Origin of the sequence: Rickettsia endosymbiont of Ceutorhynchus obstrictus, assembly GCF_964026565.1 — a bacterium.
GTDB lineage: Bacteria > Pseudomonadota > Alphaproteobacteria > Rickettsiales > Rickettsiaceae > Rickettsia.
In genome coordinates, this window is record NZ_OZ032162.1 from 929,276 (window position 1) to 951,270 (window position 21,995).

The window sequence follows — 21,995 nt, forward strand, 5'->3', positions numbered from 1 at the left end:
TTTCTAAGGGTTACGAAGGTACGCTAAAAACTAGCGTACTGCTAGTCCGTTGCTTTTAAATTATTTTTAAAATCCTCTCGGCTATGTCTTTCCCTATGACATCTTCGGCGTCCTTAGAAATTTCCCCTTCTCGTATAAAGAATTTACTTTTTGGATCAATTGTATTGCTAGTTAACAATTGATAAGCTTCTAGTCGCAAAGTTACGTTCATATTGTTACTACACAAAGCTAACATATTCTTACCCCGATATTGAAAAGGCGTTAAGTCGCACTCAAAAGCTATTGTCTCGTCGAAAATTGAGGGCTCGTAATATGTATTGTAATAGCTTAAGCCGTCCCAAAATGTTTGCTCTAATTCCGCCTCTAGTTCGTCAGGGTCAATATTTACGTCCTCTTCATCGCTGTGATATTCCGCAAATAATTCTTTGTTATATTCTACTTGCTCATAATTATATTTCGCTTCTTCACAATTATTTTCTTCTTCAAAGTTTATTTCGTGAATAGTATAAAATTGTTTTTCAAGTCCGCTATTTAAATGGTAGATAGTCATAAAAGCCCTTTTTATTAATTGTTAAGTTTATAAAGTTTTAAATTTCACAATTTGTTTTATAAAGTCCTTATTGTGATATATTTACTTTGTTAGACAAAAAATAAGTTATTTATAATTTTATTTATTACTATTGTTAGTGTAATTTTTTTACTTATATATAATTATTAGTTTTTTTGTCGTTATCCTATCGATGTCATGAAGTAATTTTGAAGTCAAGGCGGGAAATCATTATTTTTATTATTATTGTAATTATTTTTACTACTGTCTCTTTCTTGCGGCAAAGTTAGGGAATTTAAATATTAGGGCTATATTTTATTATAAAAACTATAAAATAATAAATTTGCTATTTTTCGTTAGCAATTAAATATAGCTAGTAATTATTAATTACTAACTACTAACTATATTAATACTAATTATTATTTAACTTATAATTTTTTATTTTTAAAAGAAGAATTAGAAGAATTTTATTAAGAAATGTTTAATATTTAATTACTAAACATAATAAAGATATTATTTATATTAATAGTTAGTAATAAGTAATTTATGAATTATCTATATATTGATAGACCAACCGTATTACTTAAGTAAAAAAATAATTAGGTTACTACCCCGGGAAACAATAACGACGCTTATATAATATTTTATGCTAATTAAATTATTATTATTAAATAAAGCTTAAACTAAACTTATATAGTGCTTATAAAAGAAAAGTTAAGCTTATAAATTAGCTTAACTTTAGGCTTTTTTTATCAACGATAGCTATTTAAATAAAATACTTTATCATTGTAAACTTCGGTACTTTTTTTAGTTACTTGTTGAGCGTATCTTTCTAATTGCGTTTCGTAACAGTGAAACCAACCATCATTTAAATCTCTACATAAAGCGATCAAGTTTTTACCCTCATAACTAAAAGGAAGAAAACCTTGCTTCATAATTAATTCTTCTTTAAAAGTTTGGGTTTCATGTGGTTCATAATATATATTCCAAGCGGTCAAATCCTCATAAATTTTTTGGTATATATTATTAAAATGTTTATTTTTTCTGTAATATTCTATTATTAATTTAAAATTAAATTCTACTTCGCCTTGAAAAAAAGCTCTAGTCAAATCATGTTTGTCAATATTATGAAGCTTATAAAAATTAGTACCGTCAATTTTAACGTTAAACATAAAAAACCTATTATTAATTGTTAAGTTTATAGTTAGTAATTATTAATATATAAAACGTTATTAGTTAATTAACGCTTTAGACCACCATTACCGTGGGAAATTTTGGAAGTACAGCGGATAAAATAATAATTTTTATAATTTTTTTAATATTTACCAAAATTATAAAAATTTTGTGACTTTTCAGCGGCAATAAGGGGAACATTGAACAAAACAACGAAATAATAAAGAATAATACTAATTATTATTAACTTATAATTTTTTATTTTTTGAAAGAAAATCAGAAGAGCTTTATTAAGAAATATTTAATATTTAATTATTAAATATAATAAAAGTATTATTTATATTAATAGTTAATAATAAGTAAGTAGTTATTTATATATTTATAGATTAATTGTATGAGCAGGAAGAAATTATAGTAATTATAATATTTATTTTCCCGGTTATTCGTTGCCCGGAACATATAAGGAGCATATGAAACTAAAAGCCTAATCAAATCCTTATAGTTATTAGGGTTCTAAGTGTTTAGCCCTCTGATGGGACAGCAGAGGGCTAAGGATAATTTAACAAATTAAGGCAAATATTGTTGTTTTTTAGCCACTTTTTGCTGTTTTTTCTTATTTTTTTGCCGGATCTGAGACTTAAATCTACGGTAGGGGGTAGTTTGGCTTTAGGAAGGGGGATCGAGTCACCCCTGTATTGACCAGAGGTGCTCACAGAACCGTACGTGAGACTCTCGCCTCATACGGCTCTTTGTGGATTTGAGGCAATGTTGTACCTCTTTGACATAATATTAATTAATCCTTCTTTAATTAGCTTAGTTGTTAATTTTTTTTTTATGTCGCTCCACATGCAGCCCTTCGCTCCACTCCCATTACAGAAGCTTCTTCACTACTACAACTGCATCTGCCTCAATAGCTGGAAAGTGCTATTGATTCCCAAGTTCCATATCTGACCCTAATTTATGTTCGTACTGCCTCCTGTGCCGCTCGCCGATAGCTCAACTATTGTATGACAGTTAGCTAACTTATCCCTTCAGCCCCCAAAAGCCAAAGGTTTTGACAGAGAACTTAACCCTCTTTCGACACTTAATTACAGCAATTCACTTTCGTTTACCTACATAAATCTCACATGACCCTTGCGGGCCTTTTCCTTAACGCTCACTACCATATTCCTTAGAATACAGCAGCTTAAGGTTGTTTGGAATCTGCTCATACCAGCTCGATTCCGGTGGACCTTCCACCATGTCAAATACAGCATTGCATCCTCTTCTTCTGATTCTGCATTCTTGGCACACTTGGGGGGAGTTTGAAAAAATTTTTGCGGAGGGAATTAATCGGTTAATAAAAAAAAATTTTCAGTTTTTTATAAAATTTTAATAATGTCCTTTGCAGCTTTCTATTTCTATAATTTGAGTTTTTTTATTAAAAGAATATACTAATCTATGCTCATTATCTATTCTTCGAGACCAAAAGCCGCTTAAGTTATATTTTAAAGGCTCCGGTTTTCCTTTTCCAGTGCAAGGAGTTAGAATAATATTATCTATCAAAAGCTGGATTCGTTTAATTATTTGAGGGTTATTACGTTTCCAAAACTCTAACTGCTCTAAAGCTTCATCAGACCAAATGACTTTCAATTTTTTTACCTTCTTTTTTCTGTTTAGCTTTTAAGAGCTGCTCTGTAATATCTTCGGCAGGTACACCACTATCATAATTCATCCACCATTGATCTTCAGCGTTTTCTATTTCTTCTATATCTTTTGGAAGCAGTAATAAAAAATTATCTTTGGTATAAGTATCAGTAAAAAACTTTTGAAAAAATTTATGCATTTCTTGCTTAGTAATTGTTGTGTCTTTTCTTTCTATTGCTTCTTGCCAAATAGAATGCATATGAGTTAAGTCACTTAAACGATGTGCTGAAATTTCACCATATATGGAATATATTTTATAAATGAAGTGTTTTTGTTGCTCAGTATAAATATCAAAGTCCATTTCACCAGGAGCTGGAATTGGTACTCTTTTTAGGTTGCCAAACGGTATACGTAATTTTGGTGCTACCGGTCCGAATTCCCAAGCTTCAATCTCTTCATTAAAAAGCGGTTTATCAAATAAAGCAAGGTGAATGCCTTGAGCAAAATAGATTAATTTTTGCAACTTTAATTGAGTTATAATATCTCCGGCTTCTCTATCTATTAAAACCAGAAAATAATTAGCTACATCGAAACAACTTAATATTGAATCTTTTTGATTTGTATCCATAATTATTCTTAATTCTACCTCCTGGTTATATTTTATTTTAATCATAATTTTACGACTTATAACACAAATAAATTATTATCAATAGAGTAATTTGAAATAATTAAAAAATAATTGTGTTAGTATTAAAGATTATTTGGAGTTGTAAAAAGGCTCAAAAACCTCTATAATACAGGGATTGGAGGTATTTTTGTGATTAAAAATTATAGCTCAAAAAATTACAAATTATTTGATAAATATTTAAATAAAATATCGGCTAGCACGATTGATAAATTCGGCTCCCGGGATAATATTGTTATTTTTCTGCAAGAGCTATGCGAAATAGGCAATATCGGTCTTGCTGCTAAGAAGGTAATAGTCGGGTCTCCTATACATTTACACAAACTAATTCATGATGACAAATATTTAACTAAATGCGTCAGTCTTGCGCTTAGATACGCATCCGAAAGAGCTGAAGCCGTACTCTATGATCGGGCTATTAACGGCTATGAGGAATTAACTTATAACGAACAAGGTGAATGCATAGCACGTAAGAAAAAATATTGTTCTAGGAGTTTGCTGGAGTATTTAAAGGCTAATTCACCGAAATATCAAACTAATATCAAAAACGTTAGCGAAATTAAAAAACCGGATAATATGCAGATAAATTCAAATGACATGGATATTTTTGAGATAGAAGCTTATAGAGCAGAAGCAGAAAATGAAGAAGAAGCAAATAACTAGTAATAACAAAACAAGTAAACAAAAAACTATAAAATTCCCTGTTAATTGGTCACCTTATCCGTTTCAATTACCTTTGTGGCGTTATCTGTATAATGGCGGCAAGATAGCAATAGCGGTATGGCATAGAAGATCAGGTAAAGACATAATGGGTATTAACTGGATTACGGCAGCCGCACTACGTGAAGTTGGGCTGTACTGGTATGTATATCCAACCTATGAACAAGCTAAAAAGGCGATATGGCAGGGTATGACTTTAGAGGGGCGCCCTTATATGTCTTTTATACCGCAATCGGCTATAGATAAAGTTTTAAAATCCGAACAAATAATACTATTTAAAAACGGCTCGATAATTCAGTTTGTCGGTAGCGATAGACATACAAAGCTTAGAGGTGTCGGAATTAAAGGAGCGATAATATCCGAGTACTCTTATCATGATCCGGTGGCGATGACTTCGCTAATAGAGCCGATGGTAGCTCGAAGTAATGCCTGGGTACTTTACTTATATACGCCTGCTATTAATCCACAATAACCTTAAGTCGTTAAGTATGAACATGGCTGAAAGGCGTAGAGAGCTTTATTGCGATTTTGAGGCTTATAAGTATAAAAAAGCCGATGAGGGCGGCACGTTTGTAGAGCAGCTGCGTATTGTGGAAAGCGAGGGGCGTATTACGCACATACCTTATGACCCTGCATATAGAGTAAATACCTATTGGGATATCGGTATAGTTGATTACACGGCTATTTGGTTTGTGCAGGAAAAGAAAGAAAGTATAGATATTATAGATTTCTATATTAACAGGGGTAAAAATTTAGAGTTTTATTTAAATCATTTAAGGTTTAGACCTTATAACTACGGACGAAATATATTGCCGCATGATATGGCTAGGCGTCAGATGCCGACTTTAGATACGAGGCTACAACAAGCAAACGAGATAGCCGAGAAGCTTTGCTTTGCTCCTTTTGAGTTAGGAAGAAAGTACTTACGTGAAGAAATGATAAACAAAGCTCGTAATTTACTGATGCAAAGTTATTTACGAATAGACGAGCGAAAATGCCGTGATGGTATAAACGGACTTTATGAGTTTGACGCAAATAAACGCACTGCTCATTCAAGCTCGACAAGATGCACGGATATAACGGAAAGTTTTTGTTATCTGGCAATGGATGCTAAAACCGGCACGCAGCAGGAAAGCATAAGTCACAATTATTTACGTTATAATAAAGTGATTAACGATTATAACCCTTTAGAAATATGATAAAGATAAGTAAGAAATTAAGAGTTTAAATATGGGAGGAATATTTAAAAAGCCGTTTAAGGCAATTACCGGAGCGATAAGTAAATACGTACCGGGCGGCAAGTACTTAACCGGTAGAGAAACCGAGAGGCAAAAATTCCATTATAACAATGCCTTAAATGAATATAACAGCTATGCCTCGGAAGCACAAACGGCTATTGATAATTTAAGCAACCAATTATACGAATCGGCACAGAGATTGCAAAGTATCGAGCAACAAAAATATCAGCATGGACAAAGTAGCGGGCATTTACACCGGCAGGCGGAGCAATATCAACGAGGCTTACAAAATCTAGAGCAGCAAAAAACAAGTTTAGGATCGGAAGCAAACGAATTGCAGGCAGCCTTTGAAGCTTTTAAAAGTAAAGCTCCGTCGCTTGCCGGTAAAATAAGCGAAATGCAGAAGCTGCCGGGTAATTTCCAATCAATGTTCGAGTCGGTTTTACAGCAAAAGGATAGGCTTAGAGGTTTAACCGAAGAAGAAGCCGGCGGCGAGATAAATAAATATCACGCTAGCGTGGATAATTTAAAGAAGCAGCGAGAGCAAGCAGAGAATAACATAAGGCAGCAGATGGACGCCATAACCAAAGAGCATACGGGGCTTGAGAGTGAAAAAGCTAATTTAGAAAATAGGTTGTCCTCCTATAGCTCGCAACAAAATAGGCTATTACAAGATACCGGCAATTTTAATAATGCTCGCAGTACACTAGAGAATGTTATCCGCAATTATCAGAATGAACAACAAAGATTAGAAAATGAATATAACAGCCATAAATCACAGACTGAAAACCTAAATAGTCAGTTAGATAATTACAGCAATAGCGCCCAAGCACATTTAGATAATTTGGGAAATGCGGTAGGTTTTCGGGCAAATAAACTTAAAAAAGCTAACAGGCTAACGGGTTTGACGCAAGGAGCAGCACTTGCAGCTTTAACATTCGGTGCAGGTATGTATCTTGCTCCTGCCGCTGCCGCGGGTAGTGCGACCGGAGCAGCAGCAACAACCGGAGCTACGGCAGGTGCAGCTGCTACATCCGGGTCTTTCGGTGCTTCTATGCTTGGGTCACTCGGAACGGGGTTACAATATGCCGCACCTTTACTCGGTATCGGTCATTATATGAATATGATGAATAAAGGCAAAAGTCTTGGAGGACTTGAGAGAGCAACGTTTGAGAGAGGAGCAAGAGGATACGGTAATACGCCTTTCTCACGGCAGCAGGATTTATTCGGTAACAAAACCGCAATTCCGGAGCTTGGCGGCTTAAAACAATCGCTATCGCATTTTAATATGCCGACAATACCGAAATTACAGGATTTGCCGCAGCTTGGGGAGTCGTTAGGTAAAATTGCCTCGCTCGGAGATATTGAGTCTTTAAGTTTAGGGCTACCGCAAATGACTTCGGCAGACGGCAAAAAATACAGCTCGGAAGTATTATATGATATGAATTTTTTGAAGAAACTTAAAAAAGTATCGAGAAGTTTAGGAACACCTTATTTAAGAGCAAATACAAATTATCCCTATTCCCAAAGAGTAAATAGTTATGCGTGATGAATTAAGTAATAAAATAGAATATTTTGAGACGCTAAAGACCAAACGAGAGAAATGGAACGCCGTGTGGGACGAATTAAAAAAATATGTCTGTCCGCAAACCACCGGCAATAAGGAAATATTTGATTCAACCTCTATTTGGTCAAGGGAGCAATTAGCTTCAGGCTTGCAAAGTTTAATGGTTAATCGAGCTATTAAATGGTTTAATATTAATTTGTTAGAGCAAGAAGGTAGCGAGGATGAACAACCATTAAACGAGCTACCGGAAGTTAAATTATGGTTGGAGACGATAGAAAACACTATCTTAAATATTTTTAATAATCCGGGATCGAATTTTTATAATCAAATACACGAGTTTTTTTTAAATCTTGCTGCATTTGGCACTAGTATATTTTATGTCGAAGAAGAGCCGGATTTGCGGTCAGGGCTGTTTTTTCGCAATATTAGTCTAAAAGAATGTTATTTTGAAGAAGATAAATACGGCTTTGTTAATTCGATGTATCGACTTTTTACGGTGAACGTCAAGACGGCGGCAAACAAATGGTCTGACTTTGCGCCGTTTAAAGAGAAGCTACTAAAAGACCCCGATGAACAAATAGAGATATTACATATCGTAGCTCCTGCCAATGAAAAGAGCAAAACTAATCGTAAAACCAATCAGCACGGCTATAGCTCGGAATATATTTATTTAGCTGAGCAAAAAATTATCTCCGAGTCCGGTTATTCCTACTTTCCGTTTTTCGTCACCAGGTGGATTAAGGAGGAAGGTGAAGTATACGGCTATGCGCCTGCTCATCACGTTTTACCGGATATTAAGCTGTTAAATTCCTTTAGAAAAACCGGCATACAAGTTGTACAAAAACAGGAGCAACCTTCTTGGTTAATACCGAAGGACGGCTATCACTTGCCGCTTCGTGATACGCCGGGAGCAAGTAATTTTTTTCGCAACGGCACGCTTGACAAGATAAGCCCACTAAATAGGGTGGAAAATCCTATGTGTACGGAGCTGCAACAAGATAAATGCCGAGATGCGATATTTAAGGCTTCTTATATTGATATATTTCGCATGCAGAAGGAAAATAAGGAAATGACGGCGACGGAAGTACAAATAAGGAATGAGGAGCAAATGCGGATGATGTCGCCGATGGTCGGCAGAATTGAAACGGAGTTTTTAAATCCGCTAATTAGAGCCTATCAGTAAATAAAAATTAAAGAATAAATAGTAGAAAAATAGAAGAAGAAATGTTATACAAGGTAGCAAAAAAGCAAAAGAATTATGAGCTATCCAAGTGAATTAGGGGATGAAGAGTGGGAAATAATAAAAGAATATTTTGCCTATAAGAAGAAAGGAAGGAAAATAAAAATAGATAGAAGATCAATAGTAAATGCAATATTTTATCAGAGCCGTACAGGGTGTCAGTGGCGATATTTACCAAAAGAATATCCAAATTATAAAATAGTTAATGAATATTATAATAAATGGAATCGTAGAGGATTATGGCAAAAGATAAATGAAGAACTGGTTTCAAGATGCCGAGAATCAATGGGGAAAAAAAGCAAATCCGAGAATTGGAATAATTGATTCGCAATCAATTAAGAATACGCAAAGAAGTGAAGTAAAAGGGTATGATGCCGGTAAAAAGATAAAAGGAATAAAGCGTCATAGTTATCTATAGTAAAGAGAAAATCAGAAAAATTTGAAATCTTACCGATTAGATGGATAGTAGAGCGTACTTTTGGTTGGTTAAATAATTTCAGAAGGTTAAGTAAACATTACGAACATACTGTCAAATCTGCTACTAATCAGATTTATATTGCTATGATTCGGTTAATGCTTAATAAACTGATTTGTTAACACTTATTTACTGATAGCCTCTTAGACCCGACAAAGAAGTAATGCAAATCAGACAGCAACGGAAAATGGCTCAGGTACAGCAAATGCAAGCTCAGCAATCGCAATTACCGATACAATAAAAAATAGATTGATTTAATTTAAAATATAAGTAGATTATGAAAATTCTAATTGAAACAAATAACTCTCAAAGCGAGCAAATTAATTCTGATATAAATATAGTAATTCAAAAGGCAAAAGATTTAACACAAATTTATAGTAGAATTTTTACCTCAAATGATGGTAAAATGATCTTAGAAGATCTGGCAAATATGAGCGGCATGTATCGCAGCAACTTTATAGTCGATAATGATCGGCACACGGCTTATTTAGAAGGACAGAGATCGCTATTTTTATATATCTGTTCACAGCTGGAAAATAACGTTAATAATATAGAAGGAAATAACTAATGCATACGTTATTTATTGATGAATCAGGAGTAACTTTACCTATAAATAAAAATGAAGAATCACCATTTTTTGTATTAGGAGGAGTAATAATACCGGAAGAATTTTGGCATAAAATAAAAGCTGATCTAGAACGTATAAAGAAAAAATTTAAAATAAATGGTGAAATCAAATGGCGATACTTTGCACCACACAATAAAGAATTAAAAAAACATTCTTTAAGTCATTTAACAGTAGAAGAAAAGGAATTAATAAGAAATAATTTATTTACAGTTTTAAGACGCTATAAATCAATAAAGACTATGTGCGTTATAACAGAAGTAAATAAAGCTTATAAACTTGAAAAAATAAAAACTCCTAATGATATATATTGGAATGCATATAAACAAATAATAGAAAGATTTAATTATTATTTACGAGATATAAGCCAAGTGGCGGGACAAAAAATAAACGGAATAGTAGTTTGTGACCATCGTGCGCCTAATGATGATAAACGTCTCCAAGAATTACACGCGTCACTTTTAACGGATGGCGAAGAGATAAATTTTGGTCATGATAACTTAATAGAAGGTGTGTTTATTGCTCCTTCTCACTTAAGTGTTGGAATACAATTTGCAGATTTGGTAGCGGGCGCAACATTAAGATTTGTAAAATCAAATGATGAAAGATTTTTCAATCAATTTTCAACAACTCTAAGAAGATCAGAAAACGGTGAGGTGGAAGGATATGGGTTGGTAAGGTTTCCTAAGGAATAGTAAGGCGTCGTGTCGGGCTAAAAGCCCAATCCTGCTAGACGACGCAGTCACGACGTACTTTTACTTTACCATTAAACAATTCAACATGCAAGAATTATTTATAGTAAAAAGATTGAATAAGCAAAATTTTTTTGATTAGGAATAAAAAATATGGTAGAAGAGCAACAAGAATTACAAAGTGATAATATCGGGGAAGCAGCTAGTACGTCATGGCTTGGGGCTTTGCCGGAAGATCTGCAAAAAGCAGAATCGTTGAGTAAGTTTAAAGATGTTTCCTCGTTGGCAAGCAGCTATTTGGAAGCCGAGAAGGGCTTAAATAGTCGTGTTGCTATTCCAAAGAATGATGCAGCTGATGAAGAATGGAATAAGTTTTATGCTCGTTTAGGTTTGCCTGAAGATAAAAAATATACTGATAAAAGAACTACGGAAGATGAAGAGTATTTAAAGCAATATGAAGAGATGTTTTACCAAAGCGGTCTGAGCAAAAGGCAGGGAGAGAAGCTGCTCGGCAGCTTGTATAATTTCTCGATGGATCTACAAAAAAAACAGCAGGAAGAAATAGAGGGATTGCGCCGTTCAAATATAGATTGGTTAAAAAAGCATTATAATGACGGTTTTGATAGTAAAATGCAGGTGATGCAGGCGGCTTTGTCTAAATTCGGAACGAAAGAATTGGCGGGATTAATAGAAGAATCAAGCTACTCTCCTGCCCTGGTAGACTTGCTCGTTAAAGTCGGCGAAACGTTAAAATCCGATTCACTTATAACAGGAACAGAGAAGCCTATAATTACAGGAGCGGAATCGGCATTAAAAGAGATTAAAAGACTTGAATCCGATGAGGGTTTTATGGTAAAATTTAAAGATAAAAATCATACCGGTCACACTGAAGCAGTGAATCAGATGGAGCAATTATACGATATTGCTTACAATAAGAAGTGATAAATCACGAGTGATAACTTCTCGTAAGGTCGCTAACATAGCGGTAACCTTTTAAAAAGAAGCCACAAATAATTATCAACGTATTAATATCAAGATATTTTAATATCCGGATATTTAATTATTTAGGTTTAACAATTTTAAGAGGTTACAAACATGGAACAAATTACCGATGGTCTAAAAGAGCAATTCGCTCGCAATATCGGACTCGTTATTCAACAAGAAGGCTCAAAACTCCGTAAGTTCGTTACAAATGAAACTCAAGAGACGGAAGTCATCCAATTTGAAACGATGCACACTCACGAAGCTTTGCCGAGACATAGAACGGCAGCAGGCTATCATGAACCCGGTGACGGTAATGAGAATAAACTTGAAAAATTAACCGAATTTAAAACTCCAAGAATTACTAGACGCCAAGCAACAGCGCAAGCCTATTATTGGACGGCTGCCATGGATAGAAACGATAAGCTTAATCTGCTTAGCGATCCGACCAGTAAATTCCCAAAACTTGCAGGCTGGGCAATAGGTAGGAAACAAGATCAAATTATTATCAATAGCTTTGCCTCGCCTGTTAACGGCGGTAGAACGGGGCAAAATATTATTTACTTTGACGTAGCAAATAACGTTATTCCGGTCGGTGTTAAGCTGGTTGATACTACGCTTGCACTGCATGCAAATAGCTTAGCAGGCGTTCATAACGGACAGCAAGGAGCAAACGCCAAGGAAGCAATGCGAACCGGCGGATTAACAGTCGAGAAACTACTTAAAACTCAACAATTACTTAAAAAACACAGTTTCGGTGCAGATGAAAAATATTATTTAGTTTGCTCCTCTCATCAAATCGGCAATTTACTCCGAGATAGCCAAGTAACAAGCTACGATTATAACAGCGTTAAAGCCTTAGTAAGCGGGGAAATAAACTCATTTGTCGGCTTTAATTTTATCATTACCGAGATGCTAGGAGGCATAAGAGGTACGACCAACTCCATAAGAGATTGTTACGCCTTTACGGAAAGCTCTATAAGGTTCGGCACTGTTACGGGATCGGTGGAGCGGCAAATAGATAGGTTAGTGCAATATCACTATGCACCGAGTTTATACTATTCCGAAAGCTTTGGGGCTACTCGTACGGAAGAGGGGCAAATAGTTTGCATTAAATGCTTAGAGCCGGCTGATGTTGCAGGACATACGGGAGAACATTGGCAGGCAGCAGCAGATGATGCGCATTTTAACGGCGCAGTGCATGCAAGTATAGTCCCACGGCAGATGATTGGAGCGCAATGTCGTAATGTCGATAATACGGCAAATATTGTAGTTGATGCATTGGAGCCGTTATTATTAAAGTAAAATTTGTAAGCTATGAAAGAAGAAATAATCCGCAAAGCATTAGTATTGTTAGGTTCAAATAGTAATATTCAGGGTAATATTTCCGGCGGCAATGCTGCTAATAAAGCCGAGAATCTTTGCGAGGAATTTGTCGAAGCTGCAATTGAAGAAAATGTCTTGTCGGTTAAATGGGGATTTGCATTAAAGCGTATTGATAATATCGAGGGTGAAGAAAATAGCTTTAAGCCGATACCGGGGATAAATGACTGTGTAAAAGTAGCAGTTATAGTTCCCTCTAACTTAGAGCTTGTCTGTAAATATCTATTAAGGGTTTAATCTATTAAGCATCAATCGGATTAAAGCAATATAAATCTGATTAGTAGCAGATTTAATAGTATGTTCGTAATGTTTACTCAATCTTCTAAAATTGTTCAACCAACCAAAAGTACGCTCCACTATCCACCTAATGGGCAGAATTTCAAATTTTTCCGCTTTTCTCTTTACTACAGATAACAATGATTTTGTATTCAAAAAACACCAATTTTGCAAATTTCCACTATATCCTCCATCAGCAAAAAATCTTTCAATGGATGGATATTTGTCCTTTGCTTTAACTAAGCTATCTTTAGCACCATCTCTATCCTGTACACTTGCTGAATGCACATTAACTGTTAGTATTAAGCCATTCGTATCTGTTATTATATGACGTTTTACCCCTTTGATTTTTTTGCCCGCATCATACCCTTTTTCTTCACTGCATTGCGTATTCTTAACTGTTTGCCAATCAATTATCCCTATTGTCGGTTTTGGTTTTTTTCCCCTTCAAAACTCGGCATCTTGATACCAAATCTTCATTTATTTTTTGCCATAATCCACTACGATTCCATTTATTATAATACTCGTTAACTGTTTTATAATTTGGATATTCTCTTGGTAAATATCGCCACTGACAGCCGGTTCGACTCTGATAGAATATTGCGTTTACTATTGCTCTTCTATCTACTTTTATTCTTCATCCTTTTTTCTTACTACCAAAATACTCTTTTACTATTTCCCACTCTTCGTCTTTTAAATCATTCGGATAACTCATATTTTTCTAGCCTTTTTGCTAGCTTTATAACATTTCTTTCCTTTATTTTCTACACCCTATACCTTAATTTTTCTTTACAGATAAGCTCTAAGTGCGCACTTTGTGAATTTTTACTATTTATGCTTTAATGTTATCTTCTATAATTTTCCATGCTCATAGTTCATATAGAGGGTGAGAGTAAGAGGGCTTATCACCCTCTTACTCTTGTTTTTTTTCCTGAAGAATGATTTTATTTATTAATATAACACTACTAACACATTATTGACACACTAAGTATAACTATATATAGTTACAATATGAGCCAACACAAAAAACTTTTTAGCAAAGCTGAACGAAATCCTTCAGGATTAGATTTTTCTGAGCTTCATACTTTAATGATACAATGCGGTTGGGTCAAAGATAGACAAAGGGGAAGCCATCAAATTTGGTATTCTCCAAAAGGTATGCGGCTTTCTATTCAGATGCGTAATGGAATGGCTAAAGGGTATCAGGTTCAACAATTTTTAAGTATTGTAAAAGAGGAAGGTAAAAATGAAAACAACTGATGAATTTGATGGCTTTACAATAGAGCTTTTTAAAGATGAAGAAGACGAGTGGCTAGCTCGTTTTGAGGAACTTCCAAATGTTTCAGCTTTTGGATATTCGCCAGAAAAAGCTTTACAAGAATTACAAGAAGCCTGGAAAGTTATGAAAGAAAGTTATTTAAGCCATAATAATCCTATTCCTTTAGCTCCTGCTAGGAAAGGGTACAGTGGACAGTTTAATATTCGGATTGATAAGCGTATTCATCGAGCTCTTACACTTGAAGCGACTAAAGCAAAAATAAGTCTAAACGCTCTTGTTGCCCAAAAACTAAGCTTGTCTGTAAAGCAAGTACTTTAGATTATCCAAATTAATTTTTATTGAATTTCATTGATAGCTAAAATTGCTTGGATAAGGTTATGTTTATTTAAGGCAAAATTCCGATGGTTAATTTCGGTAAATAATTCGTTGTCGTTCCTCTCTATTCCAAAGCCGTTAAGTGTCGTTTCTAAAAATTTTTGTCTAGCGGGAGAGTCCAATGCATATCCTGATTGCTCTAAATCTTCAAGAGTATAACTATCATCAGTCAGGATATAATAGTTTTTTTCCTGCTTTAGATAAATTTGGATATAATCATTATGCCGATCAAGGTAGGGAGTAGTGATCTCTATGCAATTTGTTAATTGCTGCCAATCTGTTTTATCTTTTAACCATGTATGATAATCATCTATAAAAAATTGAGGCGTTTCAATCACGTAAATAATCCCTTTCTAAAGTTTAGTAGTTTAATCATTAATCAATAACCTACTATTAATCAACAGCTATCTTTATCATAAGTTGAAAGTATTTTATAGCAAAAATATTGATCTTCAGCATCTTCTATTTGCTTATTAATATCTTGAATATCAGATTTTAAAAAATCTCTTTGGTTTCTTTTTAGTAATAACTTATCGAAGAAAAATTAAAAAATATTCAAGCTAGTAAGATATTATTATAAGCTTGGGTTAAACTGTTTCTTCTGAATTAAAGGTATTAGGAAGAATCGTGCGTAAATACACGCTAAGGGACAGGTTTAAGAAATCAAGCTGTTAAAGGTAACAGCTTTTTTCCTGGCTCTTTTAATGAGCCATCACTATTTACATAAGTATAAAGTGTTGCAGTGGTTATATTAAGTTGCTTAGCTATTTCAAAGGCAATAGTATTTGGGTCTGCCATGGCGGCTGATGCAATACGTAAAGTAGAAGCAGTCATTTTACGAGGGCGTCCTCCTAAACGACCTCTAGCACGTGCTGCTTTTAATCCTGCATGAGTTCGCTCGATAATTAATTCTCGTTCATATTCAGCAAGTGTTGCAAATAATCCAAATATTAATCTACCATTAGCAGAGGTAGTATCAATTTGAGTACCATGTCCTGCTAAAACTTTAAAGCCAATATTACGCTGACGTAATTCGTCTATAATAGTAATCAAATGTTTTAAATCACGACCTAAACGATCAAGCTTCCATACTACTAGAATATTACCTGGTTGCAAAGCTTTGAGACAAGCTTGTAAACCCAATCTTGCTTCTTTTTTACCGGAAGCAATGTCTTGATAGAGACGTTCCTCACTTACACCTGCAGAAATAAGAGCATCTCGTTGTAAATCGAAAATTTGTGAACCATCATTTTTAGAGATACGCATATAGCCAATTAGCATAGTACAATATTATTTTATTTGTTTGCTTAAAAACTTACTGGCATAATATCAAACTTAGCGTTATTTTTTCAATGAGTTTTTAAGTGGAAATTAGGTGCTTAAAACAAGCTATCTGCAACTACTTAAAAAACGCTCGTTTTTTGAGCGATTTTAAAAGAAATTTTTTAGGAAGTAAAATTTGAATAATCAAGAAATCGTTAAAGCATTACCAGAATCAGTTGTTATTCAGCTTGCTACATTATCCGAGCAAGATAGAAGTGTGATTCAAAAATGCCGAGGTCAACATAACCGTCTAGGTTTTGCTTATCAACTCATGTTTGTTAAGGTCTTTAATTATTTTCCTAATCAAGCTTTATTGGAAATTCAGCCACAGATAATCACATTTGCTGTTTTACAGCTTGGTATCAAAACAGAACTCATCAATGCCTATCAAAAACGCCAGCAAACAGTTTCGGAACATCAACAACAAATTCGTGATTATTTAAGGCTGAGTAGTTTTGATAAGTCTGCTATTGCTCAAGTCAGTGAATTTTTATTTATTGAAGCACAGCGTACGGACCATGTCAGTATTTTATTGATCAAGGCAGAGCAATTTTTAAAAGAACAATGTATTTTACAACCTGCACGTGATACGTTAGAACGGTTAATTATCATGCAAAGGCAAAAAGCACGGCAGTTTATTTATGATAAAATACTGACAAATCTAACTGAAGTACAATCTAAGCACTTAGATGACTTACTTAAAACAGATGAATCTCGCATATCTCCTTTGCAGCAGTTAAAGCAGCCGCCTGCCAAGCCTTCTCCAAAAGCACTTATAGCATTGACCCAAAAATTGGAATTAATTCATGTTATTGATATCGCTAAGCTAGATACCAACTGGCTGAATAACAACTATCAACGTAGCCTCACTAAATATGTCCTACGTTGTTCTGCTAAACGTTTAAGAGATTTGCAAGCCTCCTATCGTTATACTGCACTGATTTGTTTTTTAAAACAGTTAAATCTAGATACAATTGACTACATTATAGATATGCACCATAAATTAATGCTGAAAGTGTATAACCGTGCAGATATGCAAATGGATGAGGCACTAAGAAAACAGCGCAAGCATTTTAAGCAAGGGCAGGTTTTACTCAACACTATTGCAGAGCTTGTATTGGATAGCTCTATTGAAGATACTAAATTACGAAAAGCTATTCTTAACCAAGTAAATCGTGAAACCTTGGAACAGCACCTTTTAACCTCTCAAGCTTGGCTCACAGGTAAATTCAGTCATCTCTTTCACTTGGTAGTGGAACGATTTAGTTATTTGCGCCAATTCTCACCTGCATTAATTGCGCATTTAAAATTTGAAGCTAAAGGAGAACGAGCGACCAATTTGCTTAAAGCGATCGAACTACTGCATGAGCTGAATCAGCAACAAAAACGTAAATTGCCAGACGATGCCCCAATCGATTTTATTCCTAAAAAATTAAGATCATTGGTAAAACCGCAAGGTATATTGGATAAACCGGCATGGGAATCTGCTTTATTGACCAGTATCCGTGATGAAATTAAAATAGGTAACCTGACGGTCAAAGATAGTAAACGCTTTGGCAATTTTGATAATTTTTTTATGCCCTGTACAGAGTGGAAGAAAGAACGGATAGCTTTTTTTAAGAGAGCAGGATTACCTGAAAATCCACAAAGCGTTAAAGTTTACTTAACAGAGCGATTAAATAAGGCTTTTGATACATTTTTAGCCACTGAGTCATATAACACCTATGCTAAAGTGGAAAATGGCAAGTGGGCATTATCCATTGATCCAACAGAAGAAAACTTACCTGAGGAAAAAGAATCGCTGAATACCTTACAAACTTGGCTTAAAAAATATATGCGTTCCATCAAGCTACCACAGTTACTGATTGAAGTAGATAATGATTTAGGTTTTACAAAAGGATTCATGCTTCCGCACCAGCAAAGCAACCGTCAGGTTGATGATGTTTGTGCGATTTTGGTTAGCATTATGGCACATGGCTGTTTCATTGGTCCATACACCATGGCAAGATTAACGGAAGGTGTAACCTACGATCAAATTAGCCATATTACCGACTGGCAACTCACTGAAGAAACACAGCGTTCTGCACTTGCCATGATTGTAAATGCTATCACTAATCTTGATATTAGTAAGCAATGGGGCGATGGCAAAACATCTAGCAGCGATGCTCAACGCTATTCTTACTCACGACGTACGTTACAACAGACATATAGCACAAAATTCCGTGATTTTGCTCTAGAGTTTTATACCTTTGTCGCTGACAATTATGCACCATATTTTAGTCTTCCGATTGAGTGTACAGACAGAGATTCACCTTATGTGATGGACGGCATATTGTATAATGAAAGCGATTTAGTCATTGAAGAGCATTATGTGGATTCTCATGGCTATACCGAAATCAACTACGCTGGCTTTGCTATGATAGGCAAAAAATTGTCAGCACGTATCCGTGGTATACAGCATCAACGGCTTTACCGAATAGATGAAACCAAAAATTACGGCAGCTTAGTTTCTAGTTGCAGGTAAAGATAAATTAATTCGCATGGATTGGATTGAAGATCAATGGGACAAGATAGGGCATTTTTATGCATCCTTAGCAAGTGGACACACAACTGCCTCTACAGCACTAAAACGCTTGACTGGCTTTAGTCCCAAGAATCACTTTTACCGTGCAAACCGTGAGGTAGGACGTATTTTTAAAACAGAAAATATTTTAACTTATATGTCCGATCCGCTGCTACGGCAAAATAGACGGCGAGGTCTCTTAAAAGGAGAATAATTACACCAACTTGCACGAGAGGTAGGCTATGGCAAACGGGGGCGTATTAGTGCTAACGATTTACAAGCACAGCGCAATACTTGTAGCTGCTTAACCCTCATCATCGCTTGCATTATTTACTGGCAAGCAAAAGAGATTACCCATATTATCAAAATCTATGGCAATGAATTGGATGAGCGACATTTAGCAATGTTACCTCACATTAGTCCAATTGGCTGGGATAATATTATTTTATACGGAGAATATGTATTGGATAGAAGTTTAATCAAATAGCAAATAAATTTCTTAGCGTGTATTTACGCACAATTCTTCCTAATACCCTATAATAACTCTTTTTTAAATTCCTCAAAGTTTTTCATAACAACCTTCCTTTAATCTAGTTTTAGCTATTAAAATGGCAGCTTTAGGGGTTTTTTCCGTTTTTTTGATAAATGTGTGCAATATAACTATTTTCTTATCTATAGCTAAATAATATATTGATCTTGCTATATTATCTTTACCACGTAACCTTAATTCCCAAAATTTGCCTTCTATATTTCTTGTATGTGGCATCCCTACATTATGTGGGCTAAATTCAATAAGCAATTCGCATACATATAAAAAATCGGCTTGCAGATCGTAAGTAAGCTTCTTTACTTCTTTTTCTGCAACTTTATTTATAAATTCTATAGTCCATTTTTTCATATAGGTAATATATCAAGTTTGATATATTACTCAATAACTTTTTATTAATATTTAATGTATGATGCAAGTATAGCTTCTTTTAAATTCTAAATAATAATCTTATATGAGTATTTTATCATATAAATAGAAAAGCTTAACAATGATTAAGATATATTTGTGAGCGTTCACGGATATAAATAAAAAATAAATAAGGAGTTGAAAAAGGTTATAGAATTGTATAGAAATAGATAGGACAAGAATAAGTAGGAGCATCAATGAATAATGTTCTATCCGATCGAATTATAGAGTTAGAAAAGCTAGTAGAATTACTAGAAGTAACCAATCAACGGCTTTTACAAGAAAATAAAGAATTAAAGATTAAGCTAATAGAGTTGGAAGATAGGCTAAATAAGAATTCTAGCAACTCTGGTCTTCCTAGCTCTAAAGATATATACCGGATAGAGAAGAAGACAAGACCCAAGAGTGATAAAAATCCCGGGGGACAAGCAGGTCATAAATATAACGCTTATCAAATAAAAACGTCAGATATCAATGTTGATATTATGCCCGATGAAGAGATTTGTAAGTGCGGTGGTTCATTGTTATTAGAAGAAAAATATAGAACCCATCAAAAAATAGAAATTCCTATTATCAAGCTGGTTGTTACGGAATATAGGTTGTATAGGAAAGTATGCTCTTTATGTAATAGAAGATATAAAGCAAAACTAGATAATTACCGATTATTAGGGAAGAACGCTGAAAGTATAATTAGTTCTTTAAGTGGATTCTTTAATAATAGTAAGAGAGAAGTACAATCAATATTAAACCAAATATTTAACCTTGATATTAGTCTTGGCTTGATCTCAAATACGGAGAACAGAATATCAGTTAAGTTAGAAGATAAATATAATGAATTATTGAATAAAATTGAAGAAAGCAGTTACCTTCATTTAGACGAGACAAGTTCTAGTAATAAAGGTAGTAAACATTGGTGCTGGGTAGCTACGAACAAAGCTTTTACGGTATTTAAGCTAGCTAATTCAAGAGGACAAAAGATATTAGAAAGTTTTTTACCTGAATATGAAGGGAAAATAATAAGCGATAGATATGCGGCTTATAATATGTTTGACAGCAGCAATCGTCAAATATGTTTAGCTCATTTGCGTAGAGATTTTAAAAGATTCGCTCATAGTCACAATGCCTCTCTTGCTAAAATTGGTTCAGACCTTCTTTGCGTAACTGATACGATATTTAGGCTTTATAATTTACATAAAGAAAATAAGTTAGATAAACCTCGATATTTAACAGTAATGCAGAAAATTAAAAAGATTATGCTGTATTACTTGCAAGATGTCGCTAATACTGAATACTTACAAGCCCAAAGAGTAGCAAATAATATATCCAAAAGAAGTTTTCAATATATTACCGCAATAAATGTAAGCTACGTAAAAACACACAGGCCATATGCATTGTATTAAAAAGAATGACAAAATAGTTTTTTTATTAACTTTTTTATTCCATATTAAGTTATTTTGTAATATTTTCTCATCTACATTTAACTTTTCCAAAGTCTTTTTCATATATCGTTTTGCGTCTGCAAATTCTGGTGTTTCTCTAAGGGCTGTCCTAGCAGTTGTCCCAATTAATGCAACCCCTGCTCCAAACCAAAAAGCCATACGCCAATTAAAATCAAATGATGTAACTAGGGAAGCGATACCTAACGCAACCGCAGAACCTACACTGGCAAAAATAGACATTAGTGCGACTGCTGGGTATTGGATAGGAGGGTTAATTGTTTCAGTTAAATAAAGTTCTGCACCGACTATTTCTCCCATAGACGATATACCTTGAATAATACGGCATATTGTTACTAACCATGAGGCAGTAATCCCTATTTTGGCATATGGAGATAAATTAGCCATAATAAGACAAGAAATAGCCATCAAAAAAGCTGTAATAATAACTGTAGATTTACGACCTATACTATCCCCTATCCAACCAAAAATTAAGGCACCGACAGGACGAAAGATAAATGTAGAACAAAAAGCAAAAGAAGTAATTAAAGTATCAGAAAAAGAATTATCTGGAGAAAAAAATAGCTCATTAAGCAATACCGCCATATGTACGTAAAGCATTAGATCAAAATATTCTAAAAAAGTACCTATAGATAAAATACCTATTGCTTCTTTTTCTTCTTTTGTTAAGCTTCTTTGCTCTTTCTCATATCTTAACAATTTCTTTACATTTTTATTAAATTGCAAAGAAGTTATATTTTTTCTGTTAAAAGTCAATAAAAAATTTTGCGTTTCACGATAAAAAAATGAAGCGTGGCTTAAACGCTTCATAAGAA

General features: G+C 34.3%; 27 protein-coding genes and 1 pseudogene. 18 read left to right on the top strand and 10 right to left on the bottom strand.

All coding sequences use genetic code 11. From position 1 onward, the window contains the following. Window positions 1–55 precede the first annotated feature (55 nt). The 4 genes from AAGD64_RS05255 to AAGD64_RS05270 form a co-directional block, all read right to left on the bottom strand. Entirely contained in the window at window positions 56–550 is a 495-nt protein-coding gene (locus AAGD64_RS05255) for a hypothetical protein (protein WP_341792626.1), read from the bottom strand. Window positions 551–1,299: 749 nt separating this feature from the next. Next, window positions 1,300–1,719 (bottom strand): hypothetical protein, encoded by a 420-nt coding sequence (locus tag AAGD64_RS05260; RefSeq protein ID WP_341792628.1) that lies wholly within the window; start codon window positions 1,717–1,719, stop codon window positions 1,300–1,302. 1,372 nt (window positions 1,720–3,091) lie between these two features. Beyond that, entirely contained in the window at window positions 3,092–3,352 is a 261-nt protein-coding gene (locus AAGD64_RS05265; RefSeq protein ID WP_341792629.1) for a Txe/YoeB family addiction module toxin, read from the bottom strand. Next, on the bottom strand, window positions 3,333–3,974 hold the full coding sequence (locus AAGD64_RS05270) for a Panacea domain-containing protein (protein ID WP_341792630.1): 642 nt from the start codon (window positions 3,972–3,974) through the stop codon (window positions 3,333–3,335). The genes AAGD64_RS05265 and AAGD64_RS05270 overlap by 20 nt, the downstream gene beginning before the upstream one ends. Before the next feature lie 189 nt (window positions 3,975–4,163). Between AAGD64_RS05270 and AAGD64_RS05275 the strand changes: the two genes are divergently transcribed. The 13 genes from AAGD64_RS05275 to AAGD64_RS05325 all read left to right on the top strand — a co-directional run bounded on the left by AAGD64_RS05275 (window position 4,164) and on the right by AAGD64_RS05325 (window position 13,189). Next, the gene (locus tag AAGD64_RS05275; protein ID WP_341792631.1) at window positions 4,164–4,694 is read left to right on the top strand and encodes a hypothetical protein; all 531 of its coding nucleotides are present in this window, start codon (window positions 4,164–4,166) and stop codon (window positions 4,692–4,694) included. Continuing rightward, a complete protein-coding gene (locus AAGD64_RS05280; protein WP_341792632.1) occupies window positions 4,672–5,223 on the top strand; it encodes a hypothetical protein in 552 nt (183 codons plus the stop codon). Before AAGD64_RS05275 ends, AAGD64_RS05280 begins: the two co-directional genes overlap by 23 nt. Before the next feature lie 16 nt (window positions 5,224–5,239). Beyond that, window positions 5,240–5,950: a hypothetical protein gene (locus tag AAGD64_RS05285; protein WP_341792633.1), complete on the top strand. Its 711-nt coding sequence runs from the start codon at window positions 5,240–5,242 to the stop codon at window positions 5,948–5,950. Between the two features lie 31 nt (window positions 5,951–5,981). Next, window positions 5,982–7,538: a hypothetical protein gene (locus AAGD64_RS05290; RefSeq protein WP_341792634.1), complete on the top strand. Its 1,557-nt coding sequence runs from the start codon at window positions 5,982–5,984 to the stop codon at window positions 7,536–7,538. Then, window positions 7,531–8,739 (top strand): portal protein, encoded by a 1,209-nt coding sequence (locus AAGD64_RS05295; RefSeq protein ID WP_341792635.1) that lies wholly within the window; start codon window positions 7,531–7,533, stop codon window positions 8,737–8,739. Before AAGD64_RS05290 ends, AAGD64_RS05295 begins: the two co-directional genes overlap by 8 nt. A gap of 75 nt (window positions 8,740–8,814) precedes the next feature. After that, window positions 8,815–9,120 (top strand): transposase, encoded by a 306-nt coding sequence (locus AAGD64_RS05300; RefSeq protein WP_253307783.1) that lies wholly within the window; start codon window positions 8,815–8,817, stop codon window positions 9,118–9,120. Next, a complete protein-coding gene (locus tag AAGD64_RS10590; protein ID WP_410526063.1) occupies window positions 9,050–9,214 on the top strand; it encodes a transposase in 165 nt (54 codons plus the stop codon). The genes AAGD64_RS05300 and AAGD64_RS10590 overlap by 71 nt, the downstream gene beginning before the upstream one ends. 44 nt (window positions 9,215–9,258) lie before the next feature. Then, on the top strand, window positions 9,259–9,393 hold the full coding sequence (locus AAGD64_RS10595; RefSeq protein WP_410526089.1) for a transposase: 135 nt from the start codon (window positions 9,259–9,261) through the stop codon (window positions 9,391–9,393). Between the two features lie 155 nt (window positions 9,394–9,548). Then, the gene (locus AAGD64_RS05305; protein WP_341792636.1) at window positions 9,549–9,839 is read left to right on the top strand and encodes a hypothetical protein; all 291 of its coding nucleotides are present in this window, start codon (window positions 9,549–9,551) and stop codon (window positions 9,837–9,839) included. Further along, the gene (locus AAGD64_RS05310; protein ID WP_341792637.1) at window positions 9,839–10,591 is read left to right on the top strand and encodes a DUF3800 domain-containing protein; all 753 of its coding nucleotides are present in this window, start codon (window positions 9,839–9,841) and stop codon (window positions 10,589–10,591) included. The genes AAGD64_RS05305 and AAGD64_RS05310 overlap by 1 nt, the downstream gene beginning before the upstream one ends. A 150-nt stretch (window positions 10,592–10,741) precedes the next feature. Next, entirely contained in the window at window positions 10,742–11,530 is a 789-nt protein-coding gene (locus AAGD64_RS05315) for a hypothetical protein (RefSeq protein ID WP_341792638.1), read from the top strand. 153 nt (window positions 11,531–11,683) lie between these two features. Further along, the gene (locus tag AAGD64_RS05320) at window positions 11,684–12,874 is read left to right on the top strand and encodes a phage capsid protein (protein WP_341792639.1); all 1,191 of its coding nucleotides are present in this window, start codon (window positions 11,684–11,686) and stop codon (window positions 12,872–12,874) included. A gap of 12 nt (window positions 12,875–12,886) precedes the next feature. After that, a complete protein-coding gene (locus AAGD64_RS05325; protein WP_341792640.1) occupies window positions 12,887–13,189 on the top strand; it encodes a hypothetical protein in 303 nt (100 codons plus the stop codon). Here AAGD64_RS05325 and AAGD64_RS05330 read toward each other — a convergent pair. Together AAGD64_RS05330 and AAGD64_RS10600 are read right to left on the bottom strand one after the other, a co-directional pair. Beyond that, window positions 13,178–13,651 (bottom strand): IS5 family transposase, encoded by a 474-nt coding sequence (locus AAGD64_RS05330; protein WP_341794164.1) that lies wholly within the window; start codon window positions 13,649–13,651, stop codon window positions 13,178–13,180. The two genes, AAGD64_RS05325 and AAGD64_RS05330, sit on opposite strands and share 12 nt — an antisense overlap. Further along, window positions 13,638–13,862: a transposase gene (locus tag AAGD64_RS10600; RefSeq protein ID WP_410526090.1), complete on the bottom strand. Its 225-nt coding sequence runs from the start codon at window positions 13,860–13,862 to the stop codon at window positions 13,638–13,640. The genes AAGD64_RS05330 and AAGD64_RS10600 overlap by 14 nt, the downstream gene beginning before the upstream one ends. Before the next feature lie 377 nt (window positions 13,863–14,239). Between AAGD64_RS10600 and AAGD64_RS05335 the strand changes: the two genes are divergently transcribed. After that, window positions 14,240–14,488: a type II toxin-antitoxin system HicA family toxin gene (locus AAGD64_RS05335; protein WP_253307673.1), complete on the top strand. Its 249-nt coding sequence runs from the start codon at window positions 14,240–14,242 to the stop codon at window positions 14,486–14,488. Beyond that, on the top strand, window positions 14,475–14,825 hold the full coding sequence (locus tag AAGD64_RS05340) for a toxin-antitoxin system HicB family antitoxin (RefSeq protein ID WP_253307672.1): 351 nt from the start codon (window positions 14,475–14,477) through the stop codon (window positions 14,823–14,825). The genes AAGD64_RS05335 and AAGD64_RS05340 overlap by 14 nt, the downstream gene beginning before the upstream one ends. A gap of 17 nt (window positions 14,826–14,842) precedes the next feature. Here the strand turns inward: AAGD64_RS05340 and AAGD64_RS05345 are convergent, their stop codons facing one another. Both AAGD64_RS05345 and AAGD64_RS05350 read right to left on the bottom strand, forming a co-directional pair. Then, window positions 14,843–15,220 carry a DUF1828 domain-containing protein gene (locus AAGD64_RS05345; protein WP_341792641.1) on the bottom strand — a complete coding sequence of 126 codons (378 nt, stop codon included), beginning with the start codon at window positions 15,218–15,220 and terminating at the stop codon, window positions 14,843–14,845. Window positions 15,221–15,545: 325 nt separating this feature from the next. Beyond that, complete coding sequence (locus AAGD64_RS05350; protein ID WP_341792642.1) at window positions 15,546–16,163, bottom strand: recombinase family protein; 618 nt, start codon at window positions 16,161–16,163, stop codon at window positions 15,546–15,548. Between the two features lie 178 nt (window positions 16,164–16,341). Here AAGD64_RS05350 and AAGD64_RS05355 point away from each other — a divergent pair, with 178 nt between their 5' ends. Together AAGD64_RS05355 and AAGD64_RS05360 are read left to right on the top strand one after the other, a co-directional pair. After that, window positions 16,342–18,729, top strand: a complete 2,388-nt coding sequence (locus AAGD64_RS05355; protein ID WP_341792643.1) for a Tn3 family transposase — start codon at window positions 16,342–16,344, stop codon at window positions 18,727–18,729. A gap of 16 nt (window positions 18,730–18,745) precedes the next feature. Further along, window positions 18,746–19,255: pseudogene (locus AAGD64_RS05360) on the top strand (Tn3 family transposase). A gap of 72 nt (window positions 19,256–19,327) precedes the next feature. On the opposite strand, the gene AAGD64_RS05365 reads toward AAGD64_RS05360, so the two are convergent. Further along, the gene (locus AAGD64_RS05365; protein WP_341792645.1) at window positions 19,328–19,666 is read right to left on the bottom strand and encodes a type II toxin-antitoxin system RelE/ParE family toxin; all 339 of its coding nucleotides are present in this window, start codon (window positions 19,664–19,666) and stop codon (window positions 19,328–19,330) included. A 254-nt stretch (window positions 19,667–19,920) separates the two neighbouring features. Here AAGD64_RS05365 and AAGD64_RS05370 point away from each other — a divergent pair, with 254 nt between their 5' ends. Beyond that, the gene (locus AAGD64_RS05370; protein ID WP_341792646.1) at window positions 19,921–21,123 is read left to right on the top strand and encodes an IS66 family transposase; all 1,203 of its coding nucleotides are present in this window, start codon (window positions 19,921–19,923) and stop codon (window positions 21,121–21,123) included. Here the strand turns inward: AAGD64_RS05370 and AAGD64_RS05375 are convergent. After that, a complete protein-coding gene (locus tag AAGD64_RS05375) occupies window positions 21,016–21,990 on the bottom strand; it encodes an MFS transporter (protein ID WP_341792647.1) in 975 nt (324 codons plus the stop codon). The genes AAGD64_RS05370 and AAGD64_RS05375 overlap by 108 nt on opposite strands. Between the last annotated feature and the right edge of the window lie 5 nt (window positions 21,991–21,995).

Coding starts and splice junctions, on each gene's coding strand:
- AAGD64_RS05305 (WP_341792636.1), top strand. CDS start 9,549: ATGAAAATTCTAATTGAAACAAATAACTCTCAAAGCGAGCAAATTAAT.
- AAGD64_RS05315 (WP_341792638.1), top strand. CDS start 10,742: ATGGTAGAAGAGCAACAAGAATTACAAAGTGATAATATCGGGGAAGCA.
- AAGD64_RS10590 (WP_410526063.1), top strand. CDS start 9,050: ATGAAGAACTGGTTTCAAGATGCCGAGAATCAATGGGGAAAAAAAGCA.
- AAGD64_RS05280 (WP_341792632.1), top strand. CDS start 4,672: ATGAAGAAGAAGCAAATAACTAGTAATAACAAAACAAGTAAACAAAAA.
- AAGD64_RS05260 (WP_341792628.1), bottom strand. CDS start 1,719: ATGTTTAACGTTAAAATTGACGGTACTAATTTTTATAAGCTTCATAAT.
- AAGD64_RS05310 (WP_341792637.1), top strand. CDS start 9,839: ATGCATACGTTATTTATTGATGAATCAGGAGTAACTTTACCTATAAAT.
- AAGD64_RS05335 (WP_253307673.1), top strand. CDS start 14,240: ATGAGCCAACACAAAAAACTTTTTAGCAAAGCTGAACGAAATCCTTCA.
- AAGD64_RS05320 (WP_341792639.1), top strand. CDS start 11,684: ATGGAACAAATTACCGATGGTCTAAAAGAGCAATTCGCTCGCAATATC.
- AAGD64_RS05340 (WP_253307672.1), top strand. CDS start 14,475: ATGAAAACAACTGATGAATTTGATGGCTTTACAATAGAGCTTTTTAAA.
- AAGD64_RS05285 (WP_341792633.1), top strand. CDS start 5,240: ATGAACATGGCTGAAAGGCGTAGAGAGCTTTATTGCGATTTTGAGGCT.
- AAGD64_RS05255 (WP_341792626.1), bottom strand. CDS start 550: ATGACTATCTACCATTTAAATAGCGGACTTGAAAAACAATTTTATACT.
- AAGD64_RS05370 (WP_341792646.1), top strand. CDS start 19,921: ATGAATAATGTTCTATCCGATCGAATTATAGAGTTAGAAAAGCTAGTA.
- AAGD64_RS05270 (WP_341792630.1), bottom strand. CDS start 3,974: ATGGATACAAATCAAAAAGATTCAATATTAAGTTGTTTCGATGTAGCT.
- AAGD64_RS05375 (WP_341792647.1), bottom strand. CDS start 21,990: ATGAAGCGTTTAAGCCACGCTTCATTTTTTTATCGTGAAACGCAAAAT.
- AAGD64_RS05350 (WP_341792642.1), bottom strand. CDS start 16,163: ATGCTAATTGGCTATATGCGTATCTCTAAAAATGATGGTTCACAAATT.
- AAGD64_RS05295 (WP_341792635.1), top strand. CDS start 7,531: ATGCGTGATGAATTAAGTAATAAAATAGAATATTTTGAGACGCTAAAG.
- AAGD64_RS05325 (WP_341792640.1), top strand. CDS start 12,887: ATGAAAGAAGAAATAATCCGCAAAGCATTAGTATTGTTAGGTTCAAAT.
- AAGD64_RS05365 (WP_341792645.1), bottom strand. CDS start 19,666: ATGAAAAAATGGACTATAGAATTTATAAATAAAGTTGCAGAAAAAGAA.
- AAGD64_RS05290 (WP_341792634.1), top strand. CDS start 5,982: ATGGGAGGAATATTTAAAAAGCCGTTTAAGGCAATTACCGGAGCGATA.
- AAGD64_RS05300 (WP_253307783.1), top strand. CDS start 8,815: ATGAGCTATCCAAGTGAATTAGGGGATGAAGAGTGGGAAATAATAAAA.